Source organism: Streptomyces sp. NPDC043427, from assembly GCF_056436655.1.
The window spans coordinates 158,829-184,952 of the sequence record NZ_JBWKCC010000009.1 but is presented as its reverse complement, the minus strand read 5'-3'; the positions used below and the strand labels follow the sequence as shown (position 1 = coordinate 184,952).

Here is a 26,124-nt window from a genome sequence, read left to right as displayed (position 1 = left end):
AACGCTGTACCCGATGAGCCGACCAGCAAGCGACCCGTGATGTGTGCGAAATTCGAGAGCCCGTGGGGCGATTTGCGACGGAGATCACCGCTGTGGGGTGGCGGGGAGGGGAGTCGTCCCGCGGACGCTCCCCTCCCGGACCCCTCAGCGGCGCACGAGTTCGACCCGGTACTTCCGCGTCTGCGACCCGTCCTCGCTGGTCACGGACACGACGGCCAGGTTCTTGCGGCCGTCCGTCGTCCTGGCGACCGTGACCGTCGCATAGGGGTCGCGGGCCGTCGCCGTGACCGCGCCGCGGCGCGGGTCGTCGACGGCGACCCGGTACGTCGTCGTCTCGGGGTCGAAGGAGGCGACTGGGACCCCGGCCACCTCGATCGAGGCGGCGGCCGCGTCCGAAGAGGTGCCCGGTGTCCTGGCGTACACCTCGATCTCGCCCATGGTGATGTAGCCGCCCGGACGCGCGGTCATGACCACACGCGCCCCCGTCGCCGGCCCTTCCGCCGTCACCGGCACGTCGACGACGGGTGCCCCCTCCGTCCCGACCTCGACGGTGTCGCTCGCGTCCACCCACGTGCCGCCGTCGGCCGCCCGCGCCTGCACCTTCAGGCTCGCGGGAAACGAGGCCGTGCTCCCGTCGCGGTAGAAGTGCGCCACGACCCGGTTCAGGTCACGTGCCGCCGGCAGGGTGAAGGTGACGGTGTCCGAGGGGTTCTTGGTGTTCCCCGGCTTCCAGTTGGACCACGCCTTCTCGGACAGGTCGCCGTTGCGCAGGCGCTCCGCGGAGTACCCGCTCTCGGTGAACGTGGCGTCGACCGAGACGCCCTCGTCGGGCGCGATGTTGGTCTCCGCGGACTCGGTGACCTGGACCCGTACGGCCGCGTCGACGGTGGTGCCGTCCCCGACGTGTGCGACACCGAGCAGCGTTACGACGCCCGTCGTGTCGAACGCCCCGTCGGGTGCCGGCGCCCAGGTCACCGGCAGGTCGGCCCTGCCGCCGTGCCTGCCGATCCCGGCGACCGTGGTCGGAAGCTCCGGCTTCCCGCCCACGTACGTCTTGGCCCGGCCGGGGACGGTGGAGGCGATCGTGTCGACGGTGACGAGCGCTTCCGCCGGGATCCTCCGCCCCAGGGAGTCCGTGGCCCGCCCCTTGACGCGAACCGTCCCGGGATCGCGCCACTTGCGGTCCGACGGCAGAGTCCATGCCACGGGCAGGGAACCGCGAGCACCGTCCCGGAACACCGGCGTCACCGTCTCCGGCAGCTTCGGCGGCAGGCCCGGGACCGTGAACGCGTCGACCTTCTCGGTGCGCAGCACCGTCTCGTCGCTCACGGACCAGCGCTGGTTCCCCGCGGAGGTCGGGGTGGACGTCGACACCTCGGCGCCGTCCGCGGACGACTGACCGGTGACGTCGATGAGGCGGCCGGTGGCGGCGTTGACGAACGTCCAGGTGCCGTCGCCGGTCGTCGACATGACCCACTGCGCCGCTTCGTCGGCCCTGCCGCCGCCCGGGGCCTCCAGAACGGCCTGGTTGTCGCGCACAGCCAGCCGTTTACCGGTGGCGGCGCTGGTGAGGGCGTAGCGCTCGCGGTTGCCGGTGCCCCGGGTCAGCTTCCTGACGGACCACAGCTGGCGCGCGCTGCCCGCGTCGGTCGTACGGATGACGACACCGCTGCCGTCCTCCGACGGCGTGAGGGACTTCCCGCTCTGGGCGCCTTGAAGCCGGTAGACATGGCCGGGCTGGACGAGGGCGGCGTCCTCGGCCACTCCGCTGACGCCGTCGACCAGGAAGGTCGTGACCGACTTCGCGGGAACCGAGAGGGTGGCCTCGCGGTCGGTCACCCGGACGGGCGTGCCCCGTACCAGGGCACCGTCGGCGCTCGTCACCACGGGCGTCACCATGGCGCCCCGCGCGACCCTGCCGAAGCGTGACAGGTCGAGGGTCACGGAACGCGCGGACGTACCGCTGTTGACGTGCACCACGGTCGCCGCGCGGCCGGACTTGCGCACCGCGGCGACGCTGGAGGGGTCGTCGACCTTGGTGAAGTGGTCGCCGGGGCGGATGTAGTGGGTGAAGTTCCGGATGGTGTGGAACTTGGTGTTGGCCCGGATCGGGCAGGTCTCCAGAGTGTCCTGGGCCGTGCAGTTGAACGGAACGTGGATGCTGCCCCAGTTCTTGCCGGCCGCCGCCTGGGGGATCGAGTCCTCCACGGGCTGCCAGAACACCCAGGCGGAGGGCTCCAGTTCACGCATGTCGTCGACCATGCGGGTGGCGATCCCGAGCCCCGGTTCCATGCTGGTGAAGTCGGTGCCCGTACCCCAGGTGCCCTCGACCTCGCTCATCCACAGCTTGTTGTCCGCGCCCTTGGCGATGTCGCGTGCGCTGGTGCGCATGCCCGTGCCGTAGGTGTGCACGTTGAGCTGCTCGACGGCGGCTCGGGCGGGAGCGCCGTAGGCGTTCCAGTTCTGGGTGAAGATGCCGGGGTTCGTCTCGTCCATCGCGGAGATCCCGGCGTCGGTTTTCGCTCCCTGGAGGGCCTTGTCGAGGGCGAGGACCACCTTCTGCTGGAGTTCGGGACCGGCGTGCGCGCCTTCCTGGCGACCGCCCGTGGGCCGGCCGTCCGCGCCGATCTGCGTACCCCAGTAGGGGGTGTTGGGCTCGTTGAGGGGGTCGATGGTGTCGAACTTGATGCCGTGCGCCTTCTCCAACTGGTCGGTCACACGCACGAGGTAGGTGGCGAAGTCGTCGACGCGGTCCGTGCGGATCTGGTCCGTGGAGGCGTCGAAGCCGCCGGAGACATAGCCGCTGACGGTCTGGAACCAGGGCGGCGAGTTGCTGAACGCCTCCCAGCGGGTGACCTTCTTCTTGATCTGGTCCACCCACCAGCGCTGGCCCGCGTCGGCGTTCCAGTCCCAGTGGTCCGGGTTGTTCGGGTCCCACCAGTCCATGTCCTGCCGGGTGGTCCCGGCGGGGGCTTTCCAGAAGCCGTCCATGGTGGCGCCCGCCTTCATGTAGTCCTTGCGGACGTCGGGCGCGTTGCCACCGCCGATGTTGTAGCGCGCGATGGTGAGGGCGAGCCCGTCTTCGCCGAACAGCATGTCCACGAGCCGTCTTCGGATGGGTTCCGGATAGCGGCCCGTGGCGTTGGCGAACCAGACGAGGCTCGTGCCCCATCCCTCGAACTCCTGCTGTTGGTACGACGGATCGATCCGCACCGTGACCGCGTTCGGCGGCGAGTCCGCGGCCGTGGCGGCCACGGCGGGTGGGACGACGAGACCCGCGCCCAGCATCAGGGGAACGGTCGGCACCAACGCTCGGACCAAGCGATGTCGGTGGGACAAGGCACTTCCTTCCACGGCCTGAGGCGAACAGAATCGACCAGAAGCAATCGAGCTCAGAGCATGCTTGACGACGAAAATGGACACGTCAAGACAGTGCACAGGCTTTGAACCGGCTCCAGAGGACTCCGCGAAGGCCTCCCTCAGGCCGCGTAGTCGAAGAACCCCCGGCCCGACTTGCGGCCCAGCACTCCCGACTCGACCATGCGGCGCAGCAGGGGCGGCGGGGCGTACAGCGGCTCCTTGTACTCCTGGTACAGCGCGTCCCCGATCGCCGCCACGGTGTCGAGGCCGATGAGGTCGGCCAGTCGCAACGGGCCCATGGGGTGGGCGCAGCCGGCCGTCATCCCCGTGTCGATGTCCTCGGCCGTCGCCGTGCCTGAGGCGACCATCCGCACGGCCGCGAGGAGATACGGCACCAGCAGGGAGTTCACCACGAAACCGGCGCGGTCCTCCGCGACGATCGTCCGCTTCCCCAAGGCCTCACTCGCGAAGGCACGCACCCGCTGTTGCGTCGCCTCGGAGGTGTGCAGCGAGGGGATCACCTCGACCAGCGGCATGACGGGCACGGGGTTGAAGAAGTGCAGGCCGAGCACCGACTGGGGGCGCCGGGTCGCGGCGGCGAGGCGGGCGATGGGGATCGAGGAGGTGTTGCTGGCCAGTACGGCGTCGGGTTGCTCCACCACCTCGTCCAACCGCCTGAACAGCTCCGTCTTGGCCTGCTCGTCCTCCACGGCGGCCTCGACGACCAGGTCCGCTCCGGCCAGCCGGGACAGATCGGCGGCCACCGAGATACCCGCGAGGGCGTGCGCGCGCTCCTCGCAGGTGAGCGTTCCCTTCTTCTCCGCCCTGAGCAGCGAGTCCGCGACACCGGCCAGACCGGCGCGGGCCCTGTCCTCGGTCGTGTCGCACAACGTCACGGACAGTCCCGCACGGGCACAGACCTCGGCGATGCCCCGGCCCATCTGCCCGGCGCCGACGATCCCCACGTGCTTGACGGCGGTCATGGGCGCCTCCCTTCGACGGCGGTCCCAGCGGCCGCCACGACGGTGAGCGTAGTTCGGCCACACCCCTTCTGACCTGCGGCGAAGGTGCGTCTTTCGCGCACAAAGATGCGTGGGTACGCCGTTGACGCGGGCTTGCGGGCACGGTCGGGCTCCGTGCTGACGACAGCGCCGGACCAGGACTACGGCGCCGACGGCACATGCATCTGGGCCGGACAGGAGCTCACCCCCGAGACCGCCAGGAACGACTTCAGGGATCCGTGTACCTGAATTCCGGTCCATAGGTCTTGCCACTGCCGTCGGGCAGGGCGCGCTGCATCAGGAGCTGGGCGGGGTCGACGAGGAGACGCATCCTGGTCACCGCTGCTGAGAGCCGGCTTTGTGCCGTGGCCGACGTAGTGGCCTGCCAGGCCTGCTCAAGGAGCCGAAGCATCTCGCTGTACCCGTGGTTGACGTCATTCAGCAGATTCTCGGTATCAGGGTCCGGTGCGGGCAGGCCTCCCGCTTCCCAGCCGCCTGCCGGGACCGTCCCCATGGCAAGGGCGGACGGCATCGGTATGTCGTCCCCGACGAACTCCCACCGGTCAGGGTCCTGCGAGGTTCTGATCAGCTTGCGGCCGTGGAAGAGTTCCCGGAAGACATAGAAGTGGGCCAGTTCGCCCTGTTCACCGGGGTGGGGATTCTCCGGTGACGCGGCCGTGCCCTCGCCTTGTTCCTTGATGATGCCGATGGCCTTCTCGACGTCGACCAGTGAAGTGAGCTCCACTACGTCGTTGCCCTCGCCGTGGACCGCCGCCATCAACCGGCGTATCTGTCGGGCACCGGTGATCAGCTCCGGATGACGCCCGAAGACCTCCTGGATCGCAGTGTAGAAGGCCCCGATGGACGTGCGCGCGCTCCTGTCCACCGCGACCGGGTCATCGGGTTCTTCGATCCGGGAGTACAGATCCAAGGAGTCCTTGGTCAGCCCGCTCAGGAAGACCGTCAGTTCCGGGCGTACACCCCCGGGCAGCGGGCCGGGATACTTCGGCACCGTCCTGTCGTCAGCGAGACGGGGGTCTCCGCCGATGGTGGTCAACAGATTCCCGGCGAGCCCCAGATGCGACATCTCGTCGAAGACGATCCGGCGTATGGCCATGGCCACGTCCGACTCCTGGTCCTCAATGGACCACAGGGCGCACAAATACGGCGGAAGCGTGGCCAGTTCCAGCATGACGGCCTGCTGCAGCGCCTCCTTCAGCCACTCGGGCCCACGCTGATCGTCACGCTCGTCCATCAATTCGACGATTCGGTTGCTCTGATAGTCGACGAGTGCCGTCATAAGGAGGTCACTTCCCCGCAGTGGTCCTGCGCGACCAGAAGAACGATGGGCGGAAAGAGGGCCGGGCGTCGGGGGCCGGACAGGTCACACGCTTCGACGCACATCTCCGGCAATTCCGAGCCTACGACGTGCACGTATCGGGCGCACTTCGGCTGTCGTCCTGACCTCGGTCGTCGTCATGGCCGTTGCCGCACACCAAGTCAGGTCACAGCGCGGAGCAGACGCGGATCAGCCCCGCAGCAGGGAGCGACCGAGCCAGTCGGAGCGGTCGCGGACGCCGGGCAGGGTGAAGAAGTAGCCGCCTCCCGTGGGGGTGATGTAGTCCACGAGAGGCTCGTCGATCAGGCGTTCCTGGGTGGCCTCGAACTGGCGGACCACGTCCTGCTGGTAGGAGCAGAACACCAGCCCCATGTCCAGGTCGCCGACCTTGTCGACGCCCCGGTCGTAGTTGTAGCCGCGCCGCAGAATGCGCGAGCCGTCCGTCGTGGCGGTGCGCGGGTTGGCGAGGCGGATGTGGGCGTCGAGCGGGATGGCGTTGCCGTGCGGGTCCTTGGCGTAGTGGGGCGTGTCGGTCTCGAGGGCGCCGTCGAGCGGGGCCCCTGTGTCGCGGCGTCGGCCGATCATCTTCTCCTGCTCGGTCAGCGAGACCCGGTCCCAGAACTCCACCCGCATCCGGATCAGACGGATCACCTGGTACGTACCTCCCGCCGCCCACGACGGCTCACCTTCCGACCCGGTCACCCACACCAGCCGGTCCATCTCGCGGGCCGACGACGTGTCCGGGTTGGCGATACCGTCCTTGAAGCCGAGCAGGTTGCGTTGCGCACCCGTGGGACGGGACGGGTTCTGGAAACCGTCGACGCGCCATCTGATCTGCAGAGCGCCCCGGGTGTGCCGCGCGATGTCACGCAGCGCGTGCAGCACGGTGTCGGAGTGGCCCGCACAGATCTGCAGGGACAGGTCACCGTGGCACTCGGCCGCGTCGAGGTCGTCGTTGGGGAAGGTGCGCATCGGCTCGAGGTGCCGCGGCTTGGCGGAGGCGAGGCCGTAACGGTCGTCGAACACCGAGGCGCCCAGACCCACGGTGACGGTCAGGCCGTCGGCGGGGACGTCCGGGCCGAGGATGCCGCTGTCGGACGGCGGGGCGCCCACGCCCAGGTCCTCGGGGGTGCCGCCCGCGGTCAGGAACCTGGCCCGAGCGGTGAGGGTGCGCAGCAGGTCGGTCAGTTCCCCGCGGCCGTCGGCGATCACGTCGAAGGAGACGAAGGCGGCGGCCTGCGGCGCCGGGGTGGTGATCCCGGCCTGGTGGACGCCGTGGAAGGGGACGGCACGGTCATCCGTGGCGCCGCCCTGCGCGGCCACCGCTTCGCGTCCGCCGGTGAGTTCCGCCCCCGCGAGTCCCGCTCCGGCGATCGCCGCCCCGGCCGCGCCGACACCGAGGGCGGCCCTGACGAACGTACGGCGGTCGGCGGGACGGACGCCCTCGTGACCGGCTGCGGGGCCCGGTTGCTGGGTCGGCATCGGGGTGGTCCTCTCCTCATGGGGTGGTGGTGGGGCGGAGTACTGCAGCGCACGGGCCTTCGGCCCGACCCTCGGGTACGGCCCTCACGCCGCCCGGCGGATCTCCAACAGGTCGGGGATCGGAGCGAGTTCCTCCAACAGTTGCCCCATGGCGCCGTCGAGCTGTTGGCGGGAGGTGGCGGGGAGACGGTCGGCCGGCGTCCAACTCCGTCGCCATGGCGGGCGGCGAGCACCAGATGCTCCGTACGCGACATCCACCGGTCCACGTCCGTGAGGAGCCCGGCATCACGCCGTTCGATCAGCGGGCGCAGCACACCGAGCAGGACCCGGGTGCCCTTGATGTTGGCCTCGGCGGTCGCCAGGGTGGTGCCGCTGCCGTAGTCGGTCGCGCCGGTCAACTCCTGCTGCAGGGTGCCCTCCAAAATCTCGTGGGTGCGCAGGGGCAGGTCGCCCGGGTCGAAGTCCTCGTGGGGAAAGTCCTTGCGCAGGGCGGCGACATCGGAGGTGAGCCGCCGGGCGGGCCCGGTGAGGGAGGTGGCCGACTCGCCGTGCCACAACCCGTACTCGACGCGATGGAAACCTGTGAAGCCGGCGTCCTTCACCCCGAGAGGAAGCCCCGCCGTCGTCCCGTTGATCTTCGCGTCGAAGTCTTTGAACGTGCCGTAGGCGGCGCCCAGTTCGGCGTACGCCTCGTGTGCGGGCAGCCAGTCCGTGCGGGCCCGGTCGAGCCGGCCGGCCTCGATGTCGTGCTGGAGGGTCCGTGTCCTGGTCAGCAGACCGGACAGGCCCTTCTCGACGTAGGCGCGGTAGGAGGCGAGGGGCGCGGCGAGATCCTTCTCCGCCACCGGCAGTACGGCCGTGCGCGCACCGCCGCCCGTGACGCGCACCGCGGCGGAGGTGACGGCCCTGCCGCCGGTCGGTACGCAGCGCCAGGCGTAACTCCCGCTGCCGATCGTGGCGATCAGGCTGCGTGTGGTGCCCGGTGCGATGCCCTCGACCTCCCCGTAGACGGCCGCGGAGGTCGGATCGATCAGGTACGCCTCGACCGTGCTCCGGCCCGCGTTGCGCACCTCGAAGGACCGGTGTCCCGGTCGCGGAGCGGTGAACCCCTTGCCGCAGTCCGCCGTGGACACGGCGATGGTGGCCGCGGCGGCGGGCTTCGATTCACCCACCGCCACCAGCACCCCCGCGAGCAGGGCGGGCGCGGCCAGCGCGGCCACCGGCACGACCCACCGGGGCACACGTCGCCGGACGGTCGAGGCTGGAGCAGATTCGACCGTGGCCGCCCGCACCGGCGCGGCTGACCTTCCGGTCCCACGCACCCCGCGCACGAACAGTCCCATCACCACCACGAGATAGCCCCCGTGCGCCCCCAGCTGAAGCCACGTCATCTGCGGCGTCACGTTGAGCGTTCCGCTGAGCAGCGTTGCGTACCAGGAGCCGGGGTCCACGCGCGACGACAGGTCGAAGGCGTACGCCGTGGCGCCCGGCAAGATACCGCCCTCCTGGAGGTCGCGCACCCCGTACCCGAGCACACCGGCCGCGATCACGACGAGCGCGACGCCGGTGAGGGCGAAGAACCGGGTCAGGTCGAGGTGCAGCACCCGCCGGTACAGCCCCCAGCACACGACGACGGCCAGCAGCAGTCCCACCCCGGCGCCGACCAGCGGACCGGTGGACTCCCCGGCCGACTGTCCCGTCGTCCAGAGGAACAGCGCGGTCTCCAGCCCCTCGCGGCCGACGGCGAGGAACGAGGTCACGATCAGGACACCCGCCCCCAGGTCCAGGGCGGCCGTGACCTTCTCCTTCAATGCACCGGAGAAACTCCGCGCCGACCGCCGCATCCAGAACACCATCGCGGTGACGAAGGCGACCGCGACCACGCTGAGCGCACCGCCGAACGCCTCCTGCGCCTGGCCGGACAGCCCGGCCGCGGTGAACGTCAGCACCGCGCCGAACCCCATCGACACGCCCACCGCGGCGAGCACCCCGGTCCACACGTGCGGCAGCCGCGAACGGTGCCCGGACCTGACCAGAGTGGCCACCAGAACCGAGACGACCAGTCCGGCCTCCAGCCCCTCACGCAGTCCGATCAGGAAGCTCGGGAGCGCGTTGTCCCACACCGGGGAACTCCTCTCGACACACACGGCACGGTCCAGCCCCGGCCATGGCGGGTTAGTGCAGGCAAACCTAACCATCCGCGATCAAGGGCGGGTCGGTGTGGCGTTAAGAGTCGGGTGAGAAGCCGGAAAGCGGGCGCGCCCTTCGGCCCCTCAGCCCCTCAGCTCGGTGAGGAAGTCGAGGAGAGCCGCGTTCACCTCGTCGGGCCGTTCCTGCTGCGTCCAGTGCCCGCACCCCTCCAGCCTGAGCGGCTTGCGGCGCAGGTCGGGCATCAGGTCGGGGAGGTCGGCGATGAGTTCGGGCGTACCGGGGAAGGCCGGGACGGGGTCGAGGTCGCCGTAGACGTACAGGGCGGGCGGTCCGACGACGGCGCCGTGCCAGGGGGCGGTGAGTTCCCAGTTGCGATCGATGTTGCGGTACCAGTTGAGCGCACCCGTGAACCCCTCGGCGAAGCTCTCGGTGAGTGCGTCGAGGTCGTCCTCGGTGAGCCACGCCGGCAGAACCTCCGGGTCGGGCATGTTCACGAGCCAGCCCTGCCCCGGTTCGATCAGCGGCTGCTTGCCCTGGCCGGCGTCGGGAGCGTCACCGGAGGCCGAGTAGAAGAACTTCCGCAGGGTGAGGCGCGTGTCCTCGGCGAACTCGGCGTCCGCCACCCCCGGCCGGTCGAAGTAGTTCCAGTAGAAGCGGCCGTCGAACATCCGGTCCATGACGGTCAGTGGGGGCTCCGTCCCCCGGAAGGGCGGCGGCACGCTCAGGCCGGCCACCCCGAGCACCACGTCCGGCCGGAGCAGCGCGGTGTGCCAGGCGACCGGAGCGCCCCAGTCGTGTCCGACGACGTACGCCTTCTCCTCGCCCAGCGCCTGGATCAGCCCGACGACGTCACCGACGAGGTGGAGGATGCTGTACGCCGCCACGTCGTCGGGGTGCGCGCTGCGTCCGTAACCACGCTGGTCGGGAGCGACCACCCGGAAGCCCGCTTCGGCCAGCGGGCCGAACTGGTGCCGCCAGGAGTGCCAGGATTCGGGAAAGCCGTGCAGCAGGACGACGAGGGGCCCCTCGCCCTCCTCCGCGATGTGTAGCCGGACTCCGTTCACATCAATCATCCGGTGTTCAACCATGTGCATCAGCGTATACACGCCCGCTTCTGACCCTCAGTGAGTGATGCGGTGGGCGATCGGCGCAGAATCAATCGGTCGGCGTAGCGACAAATCGATTCCCCGGGTGAACGACCCGGCAGCCGAGCAAGTCAGGTCGCCGGAGCCGCGATTGTGGAGGCGGACCTGCAACCCACCAGCTGCCTAGGAGTCTTCCCTTGCGTGTACGTCGTACGGTGATCAGCGCCCTCGGTTCCGCCGCTCTCGTGCTCGGCTCACTGGCCGCGATGACGGCCACCGCGAGCCCCGCGGCGGCCGACCCCTGCGGCTTCTACGAGACCAGTTCCGACGCCTTCTACAACCACTGCACCTCCGACGGCTCACGGGTCGTCATCAAGGTCGAGGTCGCCTGGGGATCCGACTACGAACGCTGTGTGGCGCCCGGCCAGACCTGGCTGGGCTCGGCCGCCAAGATCCAGGGTGCCCACTACGTGGGCCGCACCTGCTGACCGGTCCTCCCGACGGCAGGCCCCGGACGCGTCACGTCGTCCGGGGCCTCCCGCGGGTCAGGGTGCGGGCCAGGGCCTCTCGTTTGGATCATGCCGGGCTCGCGGGGTGATCCGGCCTGATCCAAACGAAAGACCCTAGGCGGCCGACTCCAGGGCCTGGTCCAGGAAGCGCTGGGCGATCGGCGGCAGGGCGCGGGAGCTCAGCCAGGCGATACCGATGTCCCGGGCACCGCGCACATCGGTGATCTCCAGATAGCGGATCGGGAAGTCGGAGGTCGCCGCGGTGTCCGGGGACGACGGGACCAGGGAAACGCCCAGACCGGCGGCCACCAGCCCCCGCAGGGTCTCCACCTCCTCGCCTTCGAAGCCGACGAGCGGGGTGAAACCGGCCTCGCGGCACAGCCCCTCGGTGATGCTGCGCAGCCCGTATCCGGGCTTGAGCAGGATGAACCGCTCCTCGGCCACCTCCGCGAGGCGCACCCGCCGACGCCTGCCCAGCCGGTGCCGGGCCGGGACGGCGAGCCACAGCGGCTCCACCAGTAGTCGCCGCCAGGTGATCAGTGGGTCATCCGGCTCGCTGCTGGTGATGATCAAGTCAGCGGTGGCGTCGAGGAGATGCCGGACCAACCCGATCTCACCGTCCTGGAGCAACTCGAACCGGGCCTGTGGGTACGTCCGCCGGAAGTCCGTCACGAGCCTCGGCACCAGCCAGGTGCCCAGCGTGTGCAGAAACGCCAGCGACACCACGCCCGCGTCGGGATCGACCACCTCGGCCACGGCCCGCCGCCCCCGGTCGTAACTGTCGAGCACGGTGTCCACGTACTCCTTGAACACCCGCCCGGCCGGGGTCAGACGCAGGACGCGGCCGACGCGCTGGAAGAGTTCCGCGCCGACCTCCTCCTCGAGCCGGTTCAGTGCCCGCGACAGGGCGGGCTGAGTGATACGGGCGTCCGCCGCCGCGTCGGTCACCGTGGTTCCCTCGGCCACGGCCTGGAAGGAGCGCAGTACCTGGAGATCCATGCGGCCATTCTCCCCCTGTATGGATCGGTGAGGATCCAGGAGGCAGCGACATGGGTTCCGCCGCTACGGCCGCCCGGCCGCCGCTCCCGCCACGGCCTGCGCCGTCACCTGGTCGCACAACCGCTCCGCCGCCGTGATCGCGCCCTCCCAGTCGGGCAGCGACCTGCCGGGGCGGGCGGGTTCGTCGCGGGCGTGGGCGACGGTGCGGCGGGCCTCCGCGAGTTGGTGGTACGCGTCCCGGCGCAGCGACTGCCGCCGGATCGGGCCGGCCTCCGGGGCGAGCTCGCGGTAGCGGCGGGCCGCGTCCACGGCGGCCTCCGTCTGGGCCTCGGCGCGGCTCGCCGCGGAGTCGGGCCACACCGCGAAGTGCGCGACCAGCACCAACGCCGAGGCGAGGGCGGTGTCGAGGATGCGCGTGCCGTGCAGCGGCCGGTCGTCGCCGAGCAGGTCGAGGAGCACGAACACGACCGCGGTCAGGCCCAGCGTGGCGAGCGCGTAGTGGTGGCGCACACCGACGGCCATCAGGGCGCCGAAGACCGCCACCACGGCGACGACGGTGTACGTGCCGGTCGCCAGCAGCGACACCGCCCCGATGGCGGCCACTCCGACGACCGTGCCGACGCAGCGGTGCAGGGCCCGGGTGAACACCGGGCCGAAGTCGGGCTTGTAGACGAAGGCGACCGTCATGGGGAGCCAGTAGCCGCGGGGCCCGTGCAGCGCCTCGGCGAGCAGGTGGGCGGCGAGCACACAGCCCGTCAACAGGACGGTGTAGCGCAGCCGCGCCGCTCGGCCGGGCCAGGTGCGCGCGGGCAGGCGCAGGGTGAGGCCGTCGACCTCCGGCTCGGCGTCGACGGCCGCGCACAGCTCGGCCAGGGCCCGCCCGCCCGGCGAGTCGGCGTCGGCGGAGGGCACCGCAGGCAGGGGCGGGGCGGGTGCCGCGTCCCGCTCCGGCAGCAGACGCTCCGCCAGGTGCAGCGGTACGCCGGTCACCGCGGGCGGCAGGGGACGCGCCTCCCACACCAGTGCCGTCACGGCCTCGCCCAGCCGTACGGCGCAGTGGAACGCCCGCACCAGCTCGCTGACCTCCGGCTGCCGTCGCTGCCGGGCCGGTGCAGCGAGGTGGCCGACCATCACCTCGTGGGCGTGGTTGAGGGCCAGCGTCATCCGCCGCCGGGCCTCCTCGGCACCCTCGGAGCCGACCGCGGTCAGGGCCTCGGCCGCGCTGCGGTACACGGCGAGCACGGCGGCCCGCTCCACATGGTGCCGGCGCCAAAGCCACGGGGCCGCGGACAGCACGAGGACGAGGGCGACCCCGGCGAGCAGTTCGAGCGGCGGCAGCCACCACGGCCCCGGGACCGGGATGCCGCTGCCGATCGTGACACCCAACAGCAGGTGCATGCCCCCGACGGACGCGATCCGACCGCGCAGACCCACCGTCCCCGCGACCAGCGCGGCCACGACCAGGCAGGCCGCCACCGCCACCGACTGCCCGCTGCGCAGGACGAGTTCACCGGCGAGCAGACCGAGCGCACTGGAGACGCCGGTCACGCCCAGCCTCCGTACCCGCACCCGGTAGGGGTCGGAGCCGTCCTGGCTCACGCCCCACAGGGCGCCGATCGCCGCGATCACGGACGGCACCACCCACCCCGTGAGCTGCCCCACGAGCAACGGCAGCGCGAGGGCGAACGCGCCCCGCGCCGCCGCGGCGAGCGGGAGCCGGCGCCAGGGCAGGCGGGGGATGCGGGAGGGACGGTCCGCTCGCGCGTCTGCCGGTGTCATGCGGTCACGTCCTTTCTTTCTTGTGGCTCGGTTCGCCTCCGGGGCTCACTCGCTTGCCGGCGCTTGTTGGGCGGATCCTCCAACGGGCGGGGCCTCCTTGGCCAGGCCGGGCTCAGCCGACCAGGCCGATGAGGAGGGGGAGGGTGACGAAGGAGAGGAGCAGGCTCACGACGACGGCGGAGCCTATCGTCCCCACGTCCTCGGGGTCGCCCTGGCGGGCGGCGAACATCAGCGGGACGGGGGAGACGGGGAAGGCGACGATCAGCGCGGCCTGGGCGGCGTCCGCCGCGGAGGCCACGGCCAGGCCGACGCCGTAGACGAGCAGCGGCAGGACGACGACGCTGGTGAGGGAGACCGCCCACACCGCCGGTGTCAGCTTCGGGCGGCCGATGCGGGCCACCGAGACGCCGACGTACAGCAGGGCTGCGGCCGAGGAGGCACCGGACAGCAGGGTCAGCGAGGCGTCGGCGACCTTCGGCAGGCCCACCCCGGCGACGGACAGGATCAGACCCAGGACCGGCCCCCAGCAGAACGGCTCGCGCAGCGCGTGTCCGACGGTGCTCAGCACGGACGGCCGCTGCTCCGCGGGCGCGCCCGCAGCTTCGGTGACCACCGCGGGGGCGTCCGCGCCCCCGCCGACGGTCGCCAGGGCGGGCTGTCGTAGCGCGGCGGCGGCCGGACGGGACTCCTGGCGTTCCGGCAGGCCGAGCAGGATCAGCACGATCGGGTCGAGGACGACGTTCACGAGGATGCCCGCGACCGCGATCGGCACCGCGGCCTCCGCGGCGCCGAACAGGCCGCCCAGGATGGACGTGCCCATGAAGGCGTACTGCGGTTGCACGCACGCCAGCGCGAACAGGGCCGCCCGCCGCAGCGAACGGCGCGCGGCCAGGCGCAGGACGCCGAACAGGACGGCGTACACCCCGAGCAGTCCGAACGCCAGCAGGCCCACCAGGGGCAGCTGATCGACCAGCACGTCCCGCGGGGTCTGCCAGATGCTCAGCAACAGGGCGGCAGGAAGCGCGAGTTGCATCGTCAGCTCGCGCAGGGCGTGTGCTCCGCCGGCGTCGAAGAGCGCGCGGCGGCCGGTGCCGTAGCCGACCGCGATGATGAGGAAGACCGGCACCACGACGGTGAAGATGTCGGCGAAAGACATGGCTGCGTCAATCCTTCGAAGTGGGGGTGGCTCGACCGACCGTGGGCCCAGAAGACGGTCCGTCAGAGCGCCGCAGCGCTACGGTCGTTGAGTCGTGCGGATGAAGAGGTGAGGGGGGTTCGTTCAGACGGCCTCGATCGGTCGGTACTCCGGCTGCCACATCGCCGCGCGGACCCGCTCCTCGACCGTGTCGTCGTCGACGGGCTCCCGGGCGACGCCTTCCTCGGCGGCGGCGCGGGCCACCGCGACGGCGACCGCGGCGGAGGTGTCGCGCAGCCGGTCGATCAGGGGCAGCACGGGCGCGCCCGGCGAGGCGGGGTCGGTCTGTTCGGCGACGGCACGGGCCGCGGCGACGAGCATGCCGTCGGTGATGTGCGCGGCCCGGGCGACGACGGCGCCCAGCCCCAGGCCGGGGAAGACGAGGGCGTTGTTGGCCTGCCCGATGTGGTGGGTGACTCCGTCGACCTCCACCGGGTCGAAGGGGCTGCCGGTGGCGATCAGGGCCCGGCCGTCGGTCCAGGCGAGCAGGTCGGCGGGGACGGCCTCGGCCAGCCGCGTGGGGTTGGACAGCGGCAGGATGATCGGGCGCTCGGTGTGCGCGGCCATGGTGCGGACGACGTCCTCGGTGAAGGCCCCGCCCTGCCCGGAGGCGCCGATCAGCACGGTCGGGCGCACCCGGTCGACGACCTCGGCCAGCGGGATGCCGCCGAGAGAGTCGTCGCGCCGCCAGTCGGCGACCTCGGCGGTGCGACGGGCGAAGTACGTCTGGAAGTCGCGGAGGTCCTCCTGGTCCTCGGTGAGCAGGCCGTGCCGGTCGACGGCCCAGACGCGGGCGGTGGCCTCCTGACGCGTCAGCCCGTCGGCGACCATCGCGTCCCGGAGCTGTTCGGCGATGCCGATGCCCGCGGTGCCCGCGCCGAACATGACGACACGGTGCTCGCGCAGCGGGATCCCGCCGGCGCGCACGCCGGAGAGCACGGCGGCCAGGTTGACCGCGCCCGTGCCCTGGATGTCGTCGTTGAAGGTGAACACCTTCTCGCGGTACCGGTCCAGGATGCGGCGGGCGTTGGACGGGCCGAAGTCCTCCCAGTGAAGCAGGGCGCCCGGGAACTGCCGCGTGGCGGCGGTGACGTACGCGTCGACGAACGCGTCGTAGGTCTCCCGGTCCACGCGCGGATGCCGGTTGCCCAGGTAGAGCGGGTCGTCCAGCAGCTCCTGCCGATTGGTGCCGACGTCCAGCATCACCGCCAGGGTGCGGGCCGGGTCGACGCCAGCGGCGGCGGTGTACACGGCGAGCTTGCCCACCGCGATGTCGATACCGCCCACACCCCAGTCGCCGATACCGAGGATCGCCTCGCCGTCCGTGGCGACGATCAGGTCCACGTCGTCGGCGCCCAGCCCGGACGCGCGCAGGGCGGGCCCGATGTCCTCGGGGGCGTCGACCGAGAGGTACACACCGCGCGGGCGCCGGTACTCGTAGCTGTAGCGCTCGATCGCGGTGCCGACGGTGGGCGTGTAGACGATCGGCAGCATCTCCGCGAGATGGTCGCCGAGCAGCCGGTGGAAGAGCACCTCGTTGCGGTCGCGCAGAGCCGTCAGATAGACGTTCTTGGCGAGGTCGTTCGGCTGGGAACGGAACTGCTTGTAGGCGCGGGCGGCCTGTTGCTCCTGCGTCAGCACCTGCGGCGGCACCAGGCCGACCAGATCCAGGTCCTGTCGTTCCTGCGGGGTGAAGGCGGTGCCCCGGTTCAGGCGCGGGTTGTTCAGCACGGTGTGCCCGCGCGCGGTGGTCCGGATGCGACCGTCGACGGCGTTCCACTCGGTGCCCATATGACTGCTCCTCCTGAACGTTGGGGACGGGGACTGGGGACATCCACCAGCCTCCGAGATCGCGGATGCATGCGTCCAATGCCTGGTATTCACGTGATTCATGACTTCTAGGCATTCGGGCATCTGACGTGCAGGTTTCCGGTGAGGCGACGGTCGCCCGGGCGGGCCGCTGTGAGGAACGCCGCAGCCGTCCGTCGGCCCGTTTGGCCTGGAGTTGCCGGGGGATGGGGGCGCGAGCAGACTGGACAAAAGGGGGTTTTGTTCCTCGAGCTGCGGGCTCCGGAGCCGTGATGTCACCGGCCGGAGCACCCACGCCATGAGAAGAGGCGAGTGCGATGGCACGTCAGTACTACCAGCGTGGCAACCTCGTTGAGGCCGAAGAACTCGACGATGTCGTCGCGGTCAGGATGGACGAGGACACTCGGGCGGCGGGCCTGACCGAGGCGGAGGCGGAACTGGGCACGAGCGCGCGAAGCGAGATCCGCGAGGCCGGAGTCGACGACGAGACCACCGAGGCGTTCGCACGCGCGCGGTGGGTCTTCGTCAAACCCAACCCGCAGACCCGCGAGGCGTTCGCCGCCGGCGGGGAGGTCTCCGGAGCGGAGGCCACCGGCAAGGTCATCCGGCGTCCCAGCGGCCGGATCGGCATCGCGACCGACGCGTTGAGCGTTCAACTGCAGCCGAGCCTCACGGAGGAGGAGGCCGAGCGGGAGCTCGATGCGGCCGGTCTGGAGATCATCAACAGGCTCACGTTCGCGGACAACCTGTACGAGGTACGGACCCGGGCCGCACAGGACGCCCTCGCCGCCTCCGTCGAACTGCACGACAACGCCCGGTTCGTTTTCGCCGAACCGTCGTTCGTCGAACACGTCCCCCCGCGGTTCACCCCCGCCGACCCCCGCTTCGACGAGCAGTGGCAGTGGCACAACACCGGTGCCGACGGCGGCACTCCCGGCGCCGACGTCCACATCGAACCGGCGTGGGACCGCACCTTCGGCAGGGGCATCCGGGTCGCCCTCATCGACAACGGCTTCGACACACGGCACGAGGACCTCGCCGCCGGCGTGGGCCCGCTGTCGGGCTTCTACAGCGACGGAGTGGTGGGCACGACCTTCACCCAGGAGACCGCGGGGATGCCCGACAGCGACCACGGCACGTTCTGCGCGGGCATGGCCGGAGCCCGGCAGGGCAACGGAAAGGGCGGGGTCGGAGCGGCCCCCGAGAGCGAGCTGATGCTGGTGGCGTGCCTGCCGGACCAGGTCGGCACCCAGACGACGCTGGCCCGCGCGGTGGCCTACGCGGCCGACCCGTCGACGGAATTTCGTGACGGCGACCCCGGGAACGGAGCGGACATTCTCGTCAGCAGCCTGGGCCCGAACGGCGCGGAGTGGGATCTGACCGCCACGCTGGACCTCGCCCTCGAGTTCGCCGCGACGCGAGGCCGCCAGGGGAAGGGGCTGCCGATCTTCTGGGCGGCCAGCAACGGCAGGAACGTCGACATCCTGATGGACGAGGTGGTCTCCCATCCCGATGTCATCGCCGTGGTGCGGTCGGACAACCGGGATCTGGAGCACAACGCGGCACGGGGCCCCGAGGTCGAACTCATCGCCCCCGGCGTCGACGTCCTGAGCACCACCTCCGGCGGCGGCTACGGCAAGAGCACCGGCACCAGCTTCGCGGCGCCCTGCGCGGCCGGATGCGCGGCGCTGGCCCTGTCGGTCAACCCCGGCCTGACGCGTGACCAACTGCGCGAGATCATGCACAAGTCGGCCGACCAGATCGGCGGACCCGGTGTCGTCTACGACGCCGACGGCCACAACGACGACTACGGCTTCGGCCGGGTGAACGCGGCCAACGCCGTGGCGCTCGCCGACGGGTCGCTGTGATGACCGAGCAACCGGCGGTCTACCGCTGCCGTGTCGTCGCCGAGGACGCCGACGCCCTGCGCGCGTTCATCGCGGAGACCGGGCCCGACCTCGGCTGCCGCGCCGTCGCGCGCGGCAGCCGGGCGGGCGGGGTCGAGCTGGACCTGTACTTCCCCCAGGACCAGCTCGACCGGGCCCGAGGGGCCAGAGCGGCGTCAGGCGTGGACATCACCGACGTCGAGGACATCACGGAGAACTGGCGCGCCCGCAGGGAAGAGGTCGGCGGCGGTGACCGGTTCGCCGCCCGGGGCGCCGTCCCGCACGGTCTCGGCCGTAAGGAGTGACCATGTATCTCAACGTGGCCGAGATCGAATCGGCGATCACCAGCCTGCAAGCCGCCCACCCCGAGGTGACGGAGATCCTCACTCCGCCCCACCCCACCCACGAGGGCCGCACGGCGCGGCTGCTGCGGGTCGGCACCCGCGCGGCCGACGAGGCGGACGGGATCCTGCTGCTGGGCGGGGTGCATGCCCGGGAGTGGGTGCCGCCCGACGCGCTGATCTCGCTGGCGGCGGACCTGCTGGAGGCACACGACCTGGGCACCGGCCTCGGCTACGGCTCGGCGTCGTTCACGGCGGCCCAGGTCGCTCAAGTGGTGGAAAACGTCAACCTGTTCTTCTACCCCTGCGTCAACCCCGACGGCCGGGCCTTCAGCCAGACGGCGTCCCCCATGTGGCGCAAGAACCGCCGCCCGGCGCCCGCCGGGCACACCGGCCCCTCCTGCGTGGGCGTGGACCTGAACCGCAACTTCGACTTCCTCTGGGAGTTCACCACGAAGTTCGCACCGGACGCCGACGTCCACACGTCGCTCGACCCGTGCGACGAGCAGATGTACTGCGGCCCGGCCGCCGCGTCGGAGCCCGAGACACGCAACGTGGTGTGGGCGCTCGACCAACACCCGCGCATCCGGTGGATGGTCGACGTGCACAGCGCGGTCCCGGTCATCCTGCACAGCTGGGGATCGGACCAGAACCAGACCACCACCCCGTCCGACAACTTCCGCAACCCCGCCCTCGACGGGGTGCGGGGACGCAAGGACGACGGTATCGGCGAGTTCATCCCCGAGCAGGACCTGAAGATCGCGGTGGGGCTGGCCGAGCGGATGAGCGACGCGGTGCGCGCGGTGCGCGGAGTCGACTACGGCGCCGAGCCGGCGTTCGGCCTGTACCCCACCTCCGGAGCGAGCGACGACTACGCGTACAGCCGGCACTTCACCGATCCGGCCGACACGAAGGTGTTCGGCTACACGATCGAGTGCGGCACGAGCTTCCAGCCGCCGTTCGGCGAGGCGGAAGACGTCATCCGGGAGGTCTCGGCGGGACTGCTGGCGCTCGCGCTCGACGCCCCGCACACGTGAAGCGGCCCTGGACGAGACGGGGGCGGTGATTGTCAGTGCCCCCGTCTCCTGTTTCTGCGTGAGCTCCTGGACGCCGGGATCGTCGGCCCGGAGACCATTCCGTCATCGCCGCTCGCCGTCGGGTAGGGCCGGCATGATTCGCCGGAGAGGCCCTCGCGGATCGGTGCCCCCGGGTCACCCGGCGCCGAGGGTCTCGTGCGGCGGCCTGCCGTACGCGCTCCGGTAGGCGGCGGCGAAGCGGCCGGGGTGGAAGAACCCCCAACGGGCGGCGATGTCGGTGACGGTGGTGCTGAGGGGATCGGCCACGAGCAGGTCCTGGTGGGCGTGGGACAGGCGCACCTTGCGCAGGTGGGCGAGGGGCGTGGTGTCCAGATGCCGTCGGAAGGCGTACTGCAGTCCGCGCACGGTCACATGGGCGGCCGCGGCGATGTCGGCGACGGTGACGGGCTCGTCGGCGTGGTCCTCGATGTAGGCGAGCGCGAGGCGCAGCGTCACGGGATGCGCGTCGTTGCGGTCGGTCGCGCTGGGCTCGTCGAGCGCGGTGTTGGGAAAGGCGGCCAGGACGCTCGCCGCCAGGTGCTGGGCCGCGGTCGAGGCGATCAGGGGCAGGCCCGCGACGTCGGGATCCGCCAGGACGTGGTCGCGCACATAGGCGATGGAGTGCCTGAGTTGTCGCGCCGCGGCCGGGGAGTGGGGCCGGTGTCCGGTCAGGCGGACCGGCTCGGCGGAGCGCTCGGGGGCGGTGGCGGCGACCTGGGAGAGCAGGTCGGTGTCCAGCATGGTGATGTTGTACCGGGCGTTGCAGATCCGCCCCGAGTACGGCCGGTCCGGTGGGACGAAGGACACGACGTCGCCGGGACCGAAGGCGTCCTCGACCCCGCTGTAGGTGTGGTCCCGGATGGTGCCGTCATGGACGAGACACAGGCAGATCTTGCCCAGGGGAGTGACCGAGTAGCTCATCTCGAAGTTCAGGTCGAGCTCGTCCACGCTCACCGACGGCATGCTGGTACGGACGACTCTCGCTCTGGTGGCGCCCGGTCTGTCGCTGCCGATGCTCATTTTGGCGTAGGCCTGGCTGAGGAATTCCTCGGTCTGTTCCAGGTTGTCGCTGTCGAAGCGCAGTGTGTCCATGACGGCCCCGTTCGGTGGATCACGCGGCATCACTGGGTTTCCGGTCCATGCGTCGCACCTCGCTGCCGCGATGCCCCGAGAGGCGACTGCGGAGGGTTCCGCCCGGCTCGTCTACCCGGGGTCGGGGCGGACATTCGTTTTGCGGACAGGCGTAGGCGGGGTTGTTCGTTCGAGGTGTGGCGACGGCGCTCCGTGGCCCGGAGGCTGGGAGCAGGCGGCACCGCCGGGGGTCCGCCATGCGCGCCGTTTGTGGATCTTGGGACAGAGGGGTAAGGCAGTTGACCATGGCCGGGCAGGAAGACCTCGTCGAGAGGATCAGTGCCCTGCAGGAGGAGGTCGGCCAGCTGCGCCAGGCCCTCGCCTCGCACGCCGTCGTGGATCAGGCGATCGGTGTCGTGATCGCCATCGGGCGGCTGCGGCCGGAACAGGGCTGGGACGTCCTCAAGGAGATCTCCCAGCACACCAACACCAAGCTGCGGGAGGTCGCCGAGTACGTGGTGCAGGGCACCCACTGCGGCTGGCTGCCGGACGAGATTCACGGCGCCCTCACCGCCGCCCTGCGGCGCGCGAAGGCGGAATGAGCCCCCTCCCCTGGAGGGACACCAGGGGGTCGGGGGACCTACCAGCGCACGAAGACGTTCACGGTCTTGCCCCGGGGGCCGGGCGTGGTGATGGTCTCCTCGGCCAGAGCGTTGATCAGATGCCAACCGATGCCGCCCCGTCCGTCGAGGTCGAACCGGCGCGGCTCAGGCACCGTCGGGTTGGTGTCCTCGAGGGCGACCTGCACGGTGTCGGCCACGGCTCGTAGCCGTAGCGTGAACGGTCCGGGCGCGAAGGTGAACGCGTTGGACGCCAGCTCGGTGACCACCAGCAATACGTCGTCGGGCGCGTCCGGAGCGTGGGGCGTCTGCATGCGTTCCAGGCTCTGGAGGAAGACGGCTGCGTCGTCCCTGGCCTGTGCCACGTCACTGAGCGCGCCGCCGAAATGCCAGGTCTGCTCAACGCTCAGAGTGTTCAGTAGGCCGGCTTCCCGATCGGTGGGGTCGCGTTCGGCGGACATGTGGCTCTTCTTTCCTTCCGAGGAACTGGCCCGTACCGGCTTCCCGATCCGAGCAAAGGCATGCCCAATTTCTCCCCGTCGGCACGAAGAACAGCCATCCGCGCGCCGACCCGGCCATGACGGAAGCACTACGGTGCGTGACACCTTCGTGAATCGGTTCACGAAACGTGCTGGCGGCTCCGCTCGCGGATGTTCCACTCCACCGCCCGGTCGAACGACGCGGATATCGCCTGGGCGACTTCCTCCTCCCGGCCGAAGAGGTAGAAGTGCCCGTCGGGCCAGGTGTGCCTGCGCACCTTGTTCCGGAAGCACGGTTGCCAGTGGTGGTCCTCGAGGCCTTCCACAACGGGGTCGTCCGCGCCGTGAAACACCTCGGTGTACGTACCGAGCGGGGCGTCGACGCTGGGCATGTACGTGTCGACGATGGCCAGGTCGGGGCGCAGCACGCCGAGCAGGTACGCAACGATTCCCGGATCCTCGAGAAGCTCCTTCGGCGTGCCGCCCAGCTCCCGCAGGAAGGCGACCAGGCGTGCGTCGTCCCAGAGGTCACGCCGGACCCGCGAGGGACGCGGATGGCCGGGCGGGCGGCTCGCGGACAGACCCAGCCACCTGGCGGGCGTGCCGCGCCGCTCCAGCTCGGCGGCGAGTTCGAAGGCGATGACCGCCCCCATACTGTGACCGAACACGCCCGCCGGCTCGATGCCCTCGGAGCCGATGACGTCGAGGCAGAACGCGACGGCTTCCCGGGCGCTCCTGCAGGGCTTCGCCCCCATGGTCGCGCCGCGTCCGGGAAGCTCGACGACACGGGTCCTGAACCGGCTTCCGAGCGCCTTCGCCAGACCTCTGTAGGGGACCGCGGACCCGCCGGCATGGTGCAGGACCAACATGTCGGGCGGCACTGCCATCACTCTGAGCTCCCCCTGCGATCAGCCGACTCGCCTGCCTCATGCTAACCGCGGCGAGCCCGTGGCCCGCGGGCATCGGCGGCGGGCCCCGCGCACAGACCTCAGCTCGGCCGCAGTACGACGGCCTGACCGCCCGCGGCCGCCATCGCCACGCTCAGCGTGGTCGCCGAGGAGACGGTGCGCGTGCTCACGACGACGGGCGTCTGGTAAGGGCTGGTGCCGGGCGTCCCGTCGGCGTAGACCGTCGCGGTGTAGGTGCCGGAGCCGAGGAAGGACAGCGGAAGCGACAGGGTGCGGGCCGTCTCGTCGGTCATCGCGCCCAGATACCAGGTGGTGCCGCTGCGCCGGGCCACGGCGACGTACTCCCCGATCGACCCCGCCAGGGTCCTGCTCTCGTCCCAGACGGTGGGGATCGCGTCGAACCAGGGCAGCCCGGGCCACTTGGACGGCGTGGAGTACTTCGACGGTGCGTCGTACCAGTACAGGAAGGACAGCGGCTGGTAGTAGACGGCCGCCATCGCCATCTGGTGGGCGTTGGTCGTCTGGTCGCGGGACTGGCCGTAGCAGATCGTGTAGTCCATCGGACCGCCGATGTTGCGGGCGAAGGGCAGGGTGACGTTGTGGGTGGCGGTGGGGAAGCGTTCGTTGCCCCGCACGCCCTCCAGGCTGATCCAGTTGGGGTAGGTGCGCTCGTAGCCGAACGGCCGTACGTCGTCGTGCATGTCGATCAGCAGCCTGTGCGCGGCGGCGGTCCTGACCCAGTCGGTGATGCTGTTCGTCATCGCCTGGGTGCCGTCGTTGATGAAGCCCAGTTTGACGCCCGCCACGCCCCAGCTCCGGTAGAGGGCGAACAGGGAGTTCGGGTCGCTCAGCGCGATGCGGTTGACGTAGAGAAGGACACCGACGCCCTTGCCGGCCGCATAGGAGAGGACCGTCGACAGGTCGATCGCGGAGATCGGCCGTGTCGCGTCGGTCGTGCTGTTCTCCGGGCCGTACCACCCGGCGTCGTACTCGATGTACTGCAGCCCCCGGGCGACGGCGAAGTCCACGCCGGCCAGTCCGTCCGCGGTGGTCAGGTTGCAGCGGAAGGCCTTGCCCGGTCTGATCCACGAGGTGTCGGTGAGGGCGCCGGGCGGGGCCAGGTTGAGCACGAGGTCGGCGTTGTCGGCCAGCTCGGCATGGGTGGAGCCGATCACCACCGCCCGCCACGGCGTGGTGAACGGTGTGGTGGCGGTGGAGGTGGCCTGGACCGGTCCGGAGCCGCGGGCAGTGTGCCGCATCAGGTACGCGGCAAGGGTGTTGGGCTCTCCCGGCACGGAACTCAGCATCAGACGGGGATAGTTGACGCGGGCCGACTCGCAGACGCAGGCGATGAGCCCGCCGTCCGCGTACGTGGCGGTCAGGGGGAGGTCGGTCAGCGGGCCGGTGTCGGTCGACGAGGTCCCGGTGGACGGGATGGACGCCGACCGATGCCGTCCCCGGGGCCGTGCGCCGTCACCTCGTCGGCGCGCGGCCCCGGAGTGGTGCGGGACGTACCACCACACCGCGGCCGCCGATCGCAGGGCGCGGTACGCGTAGACCTCGGCCGGGTCCCAGCCGGTGTCCGCGCTGAACCCGCCCGGGGCCTCGGCGGCGGCCGCCGCGTCCAGGTCGGCCGTCAAAGCCGGTCGGCGCGATGCGGTCCGGGAAGCGGCCGTCGGTGAACGTGCAGTGGTCGGTCCAGATCTTCTTGCCGGTGGGCCGTCTCACCAGCGGGACGGTGTGCCGGCACACGCCGTGAGAGCCCGGCGCCACCGTCCGTCGCGCGTCAGCAGACCGGCACACCCGGAACCTGGTTCTCCGGCACGCTGAGATAGATGTTGCTCATGTAGCCGCCGTACTGGGGCAGGTAGGCCCACCAGTCGTTGACGTACGGCGGCACGCTGACCTGCTGGCCGCGCTTCTGGCAACGGACCAGGACCTCGACGCCGGCGGGCAGCGTGGTGACCGCGGTGGACGTCGTCGTCGCCTGGGTACGGACGCGGACCCCGCTGCCCCAGGTGCCGATCCAGGTGCCGGCCGGGCGCGAGGCGCCGGGGACGTTCAGCGAGCGGGTTAGCCGCCCCACGTCCGAGTAGGCCTTGCCGTAGGAGGTTCCGCTCGGGTGCAGGGTGAAGACGGCGACGATGGAACGGTCGCCCGCGCCCACCACCCCCGTCGTGTGCAGCGCCGGACGCGACAGGTCCACGGCGTCAACCGCCGCGCCCGCCCGGGCCCCCGGCTGGGGTGCCCCCTCGGCCGTCGCCGTCGCCGCGCTCGCCGTACAACCGCCCGAACTGAAGCCCGACCAGCCCTGCTTGACGGCCCACGGGCGGTCGAAGGAGCCGGCGATGCCGAAGTGCTGGTCGTAGCCGTCGGTGGCGCAGCGGGTGGACTGGCGCAGGTTGCCGAGGACGTAGTCGCGGACCGGTGCGGGAGCGGAGTCCAGCAGGTAGCGGTAGATCTTCACGGTGTCGCGGGCCGACAGAGCCGTGTAGCCCCAGTAGCCGGGGTGGGTCGACGGCGGCCGGGCGGTGTCCGTCAGGCCGAGGCGCGCGACCATCCGGTCGACGATCACGCCCTGGCCGTTGTCCGCCCAGAACGTGCTCGCGGCCGCGTCGTCGCTGCCGCGCAGCATGGTGTCGATCCGGGACCGGTCGGTGGCCGTCAGCGCGTCGGGGCTGCGGTTCCACAGCACATCCAGGGCGATCAGCAGTTTGACCACGGACGCCGACCGGAACTGCCCGGCCGTGTTCACCTGCTCGGTGAACGTGCCGGTCTGCCGGTCGAAGACCGCGACACCCGCCGTCACCCCGGCCGGCACATCGGCCCGCGCCGACGCGGGCGGCGACGGGGACGGGCCCGGTGCGGCGGTGGCGGTCGTGACCGTGGTGCACAGGAGCGCGGCGAGGGCGGCGGCCAACAGGCCTGCCCCGGCCGCGCGACGACGGGCCGGCCGTGCCAGGGCCCATCCGGAATCGCTGCGTGTGGTCGTCATCGTCATCCTCGTGTCCAGGTCGAGGTGCGTCGCTCGCAC

19 protein-coding genes and 1 pseudogene are annotated in these 26,124 nt (G+C 71.0%); 5 read left to right on the top strand and 15 right to left on the bottom strand.

The annotated features are described in order from the left end of the window. Positions 1-144: 144 nt before the first annotated feature. From AC067M_RS17955 to AC067M_RS17930, 6 genes and pseudogenes are all read right to left on the bottom strand, one after another. Positions 145-3,288, bottom strand: a complete 3,144-nt coding sequence (locus AC067M_RS17955; protein ID WP_478697936.1) for a glycoside hydrolase — start codon at positions 3,286-3,288, stop codon at positions 145-147. A 191-nt stretch (positions 3,289-3,479) separates the two neighbouring features. Beyond that, positions 3,480-4,622, bottom strand: a complete 1,143-nt coding sequence (locus AC067M_RS17950) for a 3-hydroxybutyryl-CoA dehydrogenase (protein WP_478697935.1) — start codon at positions 4,620-4,622, stop codon at positions 3,480-3,482. Beyond that, positions 4,591-5,661 carry a ferritin-like domain-containing protein gene (locus AC067M_RS17945; RefSeq protein WP_478697934.1) on the bottom strand — a complete coding sequence of 357 codons (1,071 nt, stop codon included), beginning with the start codon at positions 5,659-5,661 and terminating at the stop codon, positions 4,591-4,593. Before AC067M_RS17945 ends, AC067M_RS17950 begins: the two co-directional genes overlap by 32 nt. Before the next feature lie 228 nt (positions 5,662-5,889). Further along, complete coding sequence (efeB, locus tag AC067M_RS17940; protein WP_478697933.1) at positions 5,890-7,182, bottom strand: iron uptake transporter deferrochelatase/peroxidase subunit; 1,293 nt, start codon at positions 7,180-7,182, stop codon at positions 5,890-5,892. A 302-nt stretch (positions 7,183-7,484) separates the two neighbouring features. Continuing rightward, positions 7,485-9,380, bottom strand: a pseudogene (gene efeU, locus AC067M_RS17935) (iron uptake transporter permease EfeU); the annotation flags it as partial. A 75-nt stretch (positions 9,381-9,455) separates the two neighbouring features. Continuing rightward, positions 9,456-10,421: an alpha/beta fold hydrolase gene (locus AC067M_RS17930; protein ID WP_478697932.1), complete on the bottom strand. Its 966-nt coding sequence runs from the start codon at positions 10,419-10,421 to the stop codon at positions 9,456-9,458. A 212-nt stretch (positions 10,422-10,633) separates the two neighbouring features. Between AC067M_RS17930 and AC067M_RS17925 the strand changes: the two genes are divergently transcribed. Further along, positions 10,634-10,906, top strand: a complete 273-nt coding sequence (locus tag AC067M_RS17925) for a DUF6355 family natural product biosynthesis protein (protein ID WP_478698013.1) — start codon at positions 10,634-10,636, stop codon at positions 10,904-10,906. A gap of 135 nt (positions 10,907-11,041) precedes the next feature. On the opposite strand, the gene AC067M_RS17920 is transcribed toward AC067M_RS17925, so the two are convergent. The 4 genes from AC067M_RS17920 to AC067M_RS17905 form a co-directional block, all read right to left on the bottom strand. After that, positions 11,042-11,926 (bottom strand): LysR family transcriptional regulator, encoded by an 885-nt coding sequence (locus AC067M_RS17920; protein WP_478697931.1) that lies wholly within the window; start codon positions 11,924-11,926, stop codon positions 11,042-11,044. Positions 11,927-11,989: 63 nt separating this feature from the next. Next, complete coding sequence (locus AC067M_RS17915; protein WP_478697930.1) at positions 11,990-13,705, bottom strand: FUSC family protein; 1,716 nt, start codon at positions 13,703-13,705, stop codon at positions 11,990-11,992. A 112-nt stretch (positions 13,706-13,817) separates the two neighbouring features. After that, positions 13,818-14,861, bottom strand: coding sequence for an AEC family transporter (locus tag AC067M_RS17910; protein ID WP_478697929.1), 1,044 nt, complete (start codon positions 14,859-14,861; stop codon positions 13,818-13,820). Between the two features lie 123 nt (positions 14,862-14,984). Then, the gene (locus AC067M_RS17905; protein WP_478697928.1) at positions 14,985-16,691 is read right to left on the bottom strand and encodes an NAD-dependent malic enzyme; all 1,707 of its coding nucleotides are present in this window, start codon (positions 16,689-16,691) and stop codon (positions 14,985-14,987) included. Positions 16,692-17,026: 335 nt separating this feature from the next. Between AC067M_RS17905 and AC067M_RS17900 the strand changes: the two genes are divergently transcribed. The 3 genes from AC067M_RS17900 to AC067M_RS17890 are packed head-to-tail and all read left to right on the top strand — an operon-like array spanning position 17,027 to position 19,973. After that, a complete protein-coding gene (locus AC067M_RS17900; protein ID WP_478697927.1) occupies positions 17,027-18,577 on the top strand; it encodes a S8 family serine peptidase in 1,551 nt (516 codons plus the stop codon). Beyond that, a complete protein-coding gene (locus AC067M_RS17895) occupies positions 18,577-18,900 on the top strand; it encodes a hypothetical protein (RefSeq protein WP_478697926.1) in 324 nt (107 codons plus the stop codon). The genes AC067M_RS17900 and AC067M_RS17895 overlap by 1 nt, the downstream gene beginning before the upstream one ends. Positions 18,901-18,902: 2 nt before the next feature. After that, complete coding sequence (locus AC067M_RS17890) at positions 18,903-19,973, top strand: M14 family metallopeptidase (RefSeq protein ID WP_478697925.1); 1,071 nt, start codon at positions 18,903-18,905, stop codon at positions 19,971-19,973. A gap of 174 nt (positions 19,974-20,147) precedes the next feature. Here AC067M_RS17890 and AC067M_RS17885 read toward each other — a convergent pair whose 3' ends face one another. Continuing rightward, on the bottom strand, positions 20,148-21,104 hold the full coding sequence (locus AC067M_RS17885) for a helix-turn-helix transcriptional regulator (RefSeq protein WP_478697924.1): 957 nt from the start codon (positions 21,102-21,104) through the stop codon (positions 20,148-20,150). 284 nt (positions 21,105-21,388) lie between these two features. Here AC067M_RS17885 and AC067M_RS17880 point away from each other — a divergent pair, with 284 nt between their 5' ends. Continuing rightward, positions 21,389-21,685: an ANTAR domain-containing protein gene (locus AC067M_RS17880; protein ID WP_478697923.1), complete on the top strand. Its 297-nt coding sequence runs from the start codon at positions 21,389-21,391 to the stop codon at positions 21,683-21,685. Positions 21,686-21,723: 38 nt separating this feature from the next. Here the strand turns inward: AC067M_RS17880 and AC067M_RS17875 are convergent, their stop codons facing one another. The 4 genes from AC067M_RS17875 to AC067M_RS17860 all read right to left on the bottom strand — a co-directional run bounded on the left by AC067M_RS17875 (position 21,724) and on the right by AC067M_RS17860 (position 26,085). Continuing rightward, positions 21,724-22,164 (bottom strand): ATP-binding protein, encoded by a 441-nt coding sequence (locus AC067M_RS17875; RefSeq protein ID WP_478697922.1) that lies wholly within the window; start codon positions 22,162-22,164, stop codon positions 21,724-21,726. 158 nt (positions 22,165-22,322) lie between these two features. Beyond that, positions 22,323-23,069 carry a thioesterase II family protein gene (locus AC067M_RS17870; RefSeq protein ID WP_478697921.1) on the bottom strand — a complete coding sequence of 249 codons (747 nt, stop codon included), beginning with the start codon at positions 23,067-23,069 and terminating at the stop codon, positions 22,323-22,325. A gap of 101 nt (positions 23,070-23,170) precedes the next feature. Then, the gene (locus tag AC067M_RS17865; protein ID WP_478697920.1) at positions 23,171-24,730 is read right to left on the bottom strand and encodes a glycoside hydrolase family 97 catalytic domain-containing protein; all 1,560 of its coding nucleotides are present in this window, start codon (positions 24,728-24,730) and stop codon (positions 23,171-23,173) included. 146 nt (positions 24,731-24,876) lie between these two features. Next, positions 24,877-26,085: a hypothetical protein gene (locus AC067M_RS17860; protein WP_478697919.1), complete on the bottom strand. Its 1,209-nt coding sequence runs from the start codon at positions 26,083-26,085 to the stop codon at positions 24,877-24,879. Between the last annotated feature and the right edge of the window lie 39 nt (positions 26,086-26,124).

Coding starts and splice junctions, on each gene's coding strand:
- AC067M_RS17895 (WP_478697926.1), top strand. CDS start 18,577: ATGACCGAGCAACCGGCGGTCTACCGCTGCCGTGTCGTCGCCGAGGAC.
- AC067M_RS17915 (WP_478697930.1), bottom strand. CDS start 13,705: ATGACACCGGCAGACGCGCGAGCGGACCGTCCCTCCCGCATCCCCCGC.
- AC067M_RS17860 (WP_478697919.1), bottom strand. CDS start 26,085: ATGACGACCACACGCAGCGATTCCGGATGGGCCCTGGCACGGCCGGCC.
- AC067M_RS17945 (WP_478697934.1), bottom strand. CDS start 5,661: ATGACGGCACTCGTCGACTATCAGAGCAACCGAATCGTCGAATTGATG.
- AC067M_RS17890 (WP_478697925.1), top strand. CDS start 18,903: ATGTATCTCAACGTGGCCGAGATCGAATCGGCGATCACCAGCCTGCAA.
- AC067M_RS17875 (WP_478697922.1), bottom strand. CDS start 22,164: ATGTCCGCCGAACGCGACCCCACCGATCGGGAAGCCGGCCTACTGAAC.
- AC067M_RS17905 (WP_478697928.1), bottom strand. CDS start 16,691: ATGGGCACCGAGTGGAACGCCGTCGACGGTCGCATCCGGACCACCGCG.
- efeB (WP_478697933.1), bottom strand. CDS start 7,182: ATGCCGACCCAGCAACCGGGCCCCGCAGCCGGTCACGAGGGCGTCCGT.
- AC067M_RS17880 (WP_478697923.1), top strand. CDS start 21,389: ATGGCCGGGCAGGAAGACCTCGTCGAGAGGATCAGTGCCCTGCAGGAG.
- AC067M_RS17910 (WP_478697929.1), bottom strand. CDS start 14,861: ATGTCTTTCGCCGACATCTTCACCGTCGTGGTGCCGGTCTTCCTCATC.
- AC067M_RS17930 (WP_478697932.1), bottom strand. CDS start 10,421: ATGGTTGAACACCGGATGATTGATGTGAACGGAGTCCGGCTACACATC.
- AC067M_RS17900 (WP_478697927.1), top strand. CDS start 17,027: ATGGCACGTCAGTACTACCAGCGTGGCAACCTCGTTGAGGCCGAAGAA.
- AC067M_RS17950 (WP_478697935.1), bottom strand. CDS start 4,622: ATGGACCGGAATTCAGGTACACGGATCCCTGAAGTCGTTCCTGGCGGT.
- AC067M_RS17885 (WP_478697924.1), bottom strand. CDS start 21,104: ATGGACACACTGCGCTTCGACAGCGACAACCTGGAACAGACCGAGGAA.
- AC067M_RS17955 (WP_478697936.1), bottom strand. CDS start 3,288: ATGCTGGGCGCGGGTCTCGTCGTCCCACCCGCCGTGGCCGCCACGGCC.
- AC067M_RS17920 (WP_478697931.1), bottom strand. CDS start 11,926: ATGGATCTCCAGGTACTGCGCTCCTTCCAGGCCGTGGCCGAGGGAACC.
- AC067M_RS17870 (WP_478697921.1), bottom strand. CDS start 23,069: ATGGCAGTGCCGCCCGACATGTTGGTCCTGCACCATGCCGGCGGGTCC.